Annotated in this window: 3 protein-coding genes and 1 pseudogene; 2 read left to right on the top strand and 2 right to left on the bottom strand. The window is 71.5% G+C overall.

Annotated features, from left to right (window positions below; translation table 11 throughout):
* Window positions 1–241 precede the first annotated feature (241 nt).
* Entirely contained in the window at window positions 242–1,450 is a 1,209-nt protein-coding gene (locus KN815_RS43190) for an alginate lyase family protein (RefSeq protein ID WP_216347225.1), read from the top strand.
* Window positions 1,451–1,589: 139 nt separating this feature from the next.
* Here KN815_RS43190 and KN815_RS43185 read toward each other — a convergent pair whose 3' ends face one another.
* Window positions 1,590–3,128 (bottom strand): ATP-dependent DNA ligase, encoded by a 1,539-nt coding sequence (locus KN815_RS43185; RefSeq protein WP_216347224.1) that lies wholly within the window; start codon window positions 3,126–3,128, stop codon window positions 1,590–1,592.
* Window positions 3,129–3,176: 48 nt separating this feature from the next.
* Window positions 3,177–3,689, bottom strand: coding sequence for a DUF7144 family membrane protein (locus KN815_RS43180; RefSeq protein ID WP_253209605.1), 513 nt, complete (start codon window positions 3,687–3,689; stop codon window positions 3,177–3,179).
* 290 nt (window positions 3,690–3,979) lie between these two features.
* Between KN815_RS43180 and KN815_RS43175 the strand changes: the two are divergent.
* Window positions 3,980–4,671, top strand: a pseudogene (locus KN815_RS43175) (histidine kinase); the annotation flags it as partial.

The following is a 4,671-nucleotide window of genomic DNA, read 5'->3' as shown; positions in this document are numbered from 1 at the left end:
CCCCGGGGGCCCCGGGCGCCGCGCGGGGCGCCGGACGGGCGGCCGGGGCCGGTGCCTTGGTCCTCGGCGACTGTCGTCTCCACGCTGGGGCCTCTCGATCGGGGCGGGGCGCACATTCTCTCCTACGCCCCGCAGGTCTAGACCTTGACGTGTTCATGGGCTAACTTCCCGGAGCATCGCAGGAGTTCATGTCGGCATCCGTCGTTCATATACGCGAACCCCACCGTCAGGAGCCGCCCCCATGCGCACCAGAGCCCTGTATCTCGCCCTCGCCGCGGCGCTGGCCGCGCTGTTCGCGGGCATCCTCAGCGGTCCGGCCACGGCCGGACAGGCCCAGCGGTCCGCCGAACCCAAGGCCGCCGCCGCCTTCACCCACCCCGGGGTCCTGGTCAGCCAGGCCCAGCTCGACTTCGTCCGCTCCAAGGTGAACGCCGGCGCGCAGCCCTGGAAGGGCGCGTACGACGCGATGCTGTCGAGCCCGTACGCCTCGCTGTCGCGCACCCCCAAGCCCCGGGCGGTCGTCGAATGCGGGCCGTACTCCGACCCCAACCTCGGCTGCACCGATGAGCGCCAGGACGCGCTCGCCGCCTACTCGCTCTCGCTGGCCTGGTACATCACCCGGGACAGCCGCTACGCCGAGAAGGCGATCCAGATCATGGACGCCTGGTCCGCCACCATCAAGGACCACACCAACAGCAACGCCCCGCTCCAGACCGGCTGGGCCGGATCCTCCTGGCCCCGGGCGGCCGAGATCATCCGCTACACCTATCACGGCTGGTCGGACGCCTCCATCAGCCGCTTCTCCACCATGCTGCGGAACGTCTACCTCCCGAAGGTCATCGGCGGCTCGAACTCCAACGGCAACTGGGAGCTGGTGATGATGGAGGCCGCCACCGGTATCTCCGTCTTCCTCGACGACCGGGCCAGTTATGACAAGGCCGTCGCGAAATTCCGCGGCCGCGTCCCGGCGTACATCTACCTCCAGCCCGACGGCTCCCTGCCCAAGACCGCGCCCGGCAGCGGCCTGGACACCCGCGACAAGATCGTCAAGTACTGGCAGGGCCAGACGACCTTCGTCACCGGCCTCACCCAGGAGACCTGCCGCGACTTCACTCACACCGGATACGGCATCGCCTCCATCGCGCATGTCGCCGAGACCAGCCGCATCCAGGGCCAGGACCTCTACCCCGAGGTGGGCGAGCGGCTGCGGCAGGCGCTGGGCTTCCAGTCGAAGTACGAACTGGGCGAGGGTGTGCCGTCCTGGCTGTGCGGCGGCAGCGTCAAGCGGGGCCTCGGCCCGATCACCGAGGTCGGCTACAACGCCCTGCACACCCGCCTCGGCATCGCCATGGCCAACACCCAGAAGCTCACCGAACAGCAGCGCCCGGCGGGCACCAACAGCCTCTTCCTGGGCTGGGAGACCCTGACCCACGCGGAGAACCCATCCTGACCCCCGCCCATCCGGAGCGACCCCGGACCGCCCCGCGCCCCGCGTCCCGCACCCCGGGGCGCGGGGCGCGGGGCGCGGGGCGCGGTTGCGGGAAGGGGCGGGCAGGGGAGGAACAGCCCGCCGCAGGCGCCAAGCCCCGTCACCCACCCCGCAGCGCCAGCACCGCCTCGACCGTGTCCGCCTGACTCGCGGGCTTGTCCTCCCGGTAGCGCAGCACCCGCGCGAACCGCAGCGTGACGCCCGCCGGATAGCGGGACGAGCGCTGAAGCCCGTCGAAGGCCACCTCCACCACCAGCTCCGGCCGCACCCGCACCACCCAGCCGTCGTCACTGACCGCGATCCCCAGCAGCGCCTGCGTCTGCCACTCCAGCATCGCGTCGGTGAGCCCCTTGAAGGTCTTGCCCAGCATCAGATACGTGCCGTCCGCCGCTCGCGCGCCCAGATGGAGGTTGGACAGCTTCCCGCTGCGGCGGCCGTGCCCCCATTCCGCCGCCAGCACCACCAGATCCAGTGTGTGCACCGGTTTGACCTTCAGCCAGGACGCCCCGCGCCGGCCCGCGCCGTACGGCGCCTCCAGCGACTTGACCAGCACCCCCTCATGCCCCCGGGCCAGCACGTCGGCGGCGAACTCCCGCGCCGCCCGCCGGGTTTCCGGATCCGCCGGGTCGTCGGCCACCAGCCGCCGCACCCGCCGGGGCCCGGGGGCGATCCGGGCCAGTTCGGCATGGCGTTCGCGGGCCGGGAGGTCGAGCAGAACGTCGTCGTCCACCACGAGCAGATCGAAGAAGACGGGGGACAGCGGCAGCGCGGCCGACGCCCCGGCCACATCGAGCCGGGAGCCGACCCGGGCGGAGGTTTCCTGGAACGGCCGTGGCCGCCCCTCGGCGTCCAGCAGGATCACCTCACCGTCGAGGATCGCCCGGTCCACCGCCAGCTCCCGCGCCGCCGTGACCACCTCCGGCAGCCGGTCGGTGATCTCGTCGAGGGTGCGGGTGTAGATCCGTACGTCCTCGCCGTCCCGGTGCACCTGCACCCGGATCCCGTCCAGCTTCTCCTCGACCGCGCACGGCCCCAGCCGGTCCATGGCCTCGTCCAGGTGCTTGGCGCTCTGCGCGAGCATCGGCAGCACCGGCCGCCCCACCTCGAGCCGGAACTCGGCCAGCGCCTCCGGTCCGCGCGCCAGCAGCGCCTCGGCGACGGTGCCCAGCGAACCGCCGACCATCACCGCCCGCCGCACCTCGGCGGCCGGTGCGCCCACCGCCTCGGCGAGCCCCTCCACGGCCAGCCCTTCCAGGGCTCCCTGCCGCAGCTCCCCGCCGATCAGGCCGAGCAGAAAGCCCTGCTCATCCTTGGTCGCGGCGGTCAGCAGCTCGCCCACCAGCCGCTTGCGGGCCGCCGTCGCGCCGGTGCCGGAGACCGCCGCGACCCGGGTCAGCGCCTCGTCCACATCGAGCACCGCGAGCGTCGGCTCGGCGGCGGGTTCCCGGCGGTGGCGCAGGGTGGACCAGCCCACTCCGGTCCGGCGCTGGGGCAGTTTGCCCGCGAGGTAGGTGATCACCACGGCCGCTTCGGCCGGTTCCGTACGCCGGAACAGCCGGGCCAGCGCGGCGATCTTCTCCGAGCGGGCGGCGGTGGCCGCGACCTGGCGGGAGGTCAGCGCGACATCGGCCAGCAGCATGGCTCCAGCCTGCCCCGCACCCTGCCGGGAAGCCAGGCGTCCCGGCTCTCAGGCGGTACGTCCCGTCTCGCCGCGACCTCCCATCTCGCCGCGTCCTCCCGCCTCGCCCCGTCCCCCCATCTCGCCGCGTCCTCCCGCGCCGCCGCGGCTCGGCCCGGCGCACAGCGACCAGATGACGAGCGCGTCGATGATGAGCAGCACGGTGGCCCAGACCGGGTAGTACGGCAGCCACAGGAAGTTGGCGATCAGCGCGAGCCCGGCCAGCACCACACCCGTGACCCGGGCCCACATCGCACCGGTGAACACCGCGAACCCGGCGAGCAGGAGGGCGATGCCGACGCCGAAGTGGACCCAGCCCCAGCCGGCCAGGTCGAACTGGAAGATATAGCTCTGCGTGACCAGGAACACCCGGTCGGTCCGGATGGCCGAGATGCCCTGGAGCAGGTTCATCAGCCCACTGAAGATCATCATGACCGCCGCGAAGACGAGCCATCCGCTCACTGCCCGGTGCGCGTGGCCCGGGGCGACCCCTGTCTGAACTCCACCGGCGTGACTGGCCATGTCGGGCTCCTTCGTCAGGCGCAATCGATGTCGTGTCGGCACCGATTGACGGCAATAAGGGTGAATTGCCCTTTTTCTCAGATTTGCATAGACCCCCGGCTTCGGCACCTCGCCATCGTGGATACGCCCCGGGAAAGCACTCCGTAATCGATTCGGCACGGAAAGTCGCCCACCCTATGCGCCTTGTCGTTTCGCGCCCGGCCGACGGAAGTAGAGATTCGCCTTCCGGGATTTCCCGGTGTAGATGTATGTGTATGGCCCGGTTTATGGGTCGATCGTGGGCTGCCCGCATGATCCCCGGTCGGCGCCCACGGAGTCGGCGCCGGGAGCGCCCGGAGGTGGCGGGCCGGCGCTTTCGATCGTGGCTGAACGTTCGCAGCGTCGCCGGGCAGGTTTTCATCCTGCAACTCGTGATCGTGCTGCTGCTCGGCGCGGCGGCCACCGTCGCCCTGGTGCTCCAGGTGCGGCACGACGCCACCGACGAGGCCCGCGGCCGGTCCGTCGCGGTCGCCGAGGCGTTCGCCAACTCCCCCGGCATCGTGCAGGCCCTGCACAGCCCCAACCCCACCAAGGTGCTCCAGCCGAAGGCCGAGGCCGTCCGGAAGAAGTCCGGGCTCGACTTCGTCGTGGTCACGAACGACAAGGGCATCCGGTACACCCACCCCAAGCTCAACCGGATCGGCAAGCACTACGTCGGCAACATCGAGCCGGCGCTGCACGGGCACACCACCGTCGACACCGGCCCCGGCACACTGGGCGAGGCGATGGACGCCGTGGCACCCGTCTTCGACAGCCATCACAAGGTCGTCGGCCTGGTGGGCGCGGGGATCACGATCCAGAAGGTGAGCGGGCTCGCCAACCGTCAGCTTCCGCTGCTCGTCGGCGCCGTCTCCGCCTCCCTCGTCCTCGCCACCGGCGGCACCGCCCTGGTGAGCAGGCGGCTGCGGCGGCAGACCCGCGGCCTGGACCCGGTCGAGATGAC

Source organism: Streptomyces niphimycinicus (assembly GCF_018883605.1).
Classification (GTDB): domain Bacteria; phylum Actinomycetota; class Actinomycetes; order Streptomycetales; family Streptomycetaceae; genus Streptomyces; species Streptomyces niphimycinicus.
This window is presented reverse-complemented; position numbering and strand designations above follow the sequence as displayed.

What these genes read in the sequence shown, in the direction of transcription:
- KN815_RS43190 (WP_216347225.1), top strand. Translation starts at nt 242, where the DNA reads ATGCGCACCAGAGCCCTGTATCTCGCCCTCGCCGCGGCGCTGGCCGCG.
- KN815_RS43185 (WP_216347224.1), bottom strand. Translation starts at nt 3,128, where the DNA reads ATGCTGCTGGCCGATGTCGCGCTGACCTCCCGCCAGGTCGCGGCCACC.
- KN815_RS43180 (WP_253209605.1), bottom strand. Translation starts at nt 3,689, where the DNA reads ATGGCCAGTCACGCCGGTGGAGTTCAGACAGGGGTCGCCCCGGGCCAC.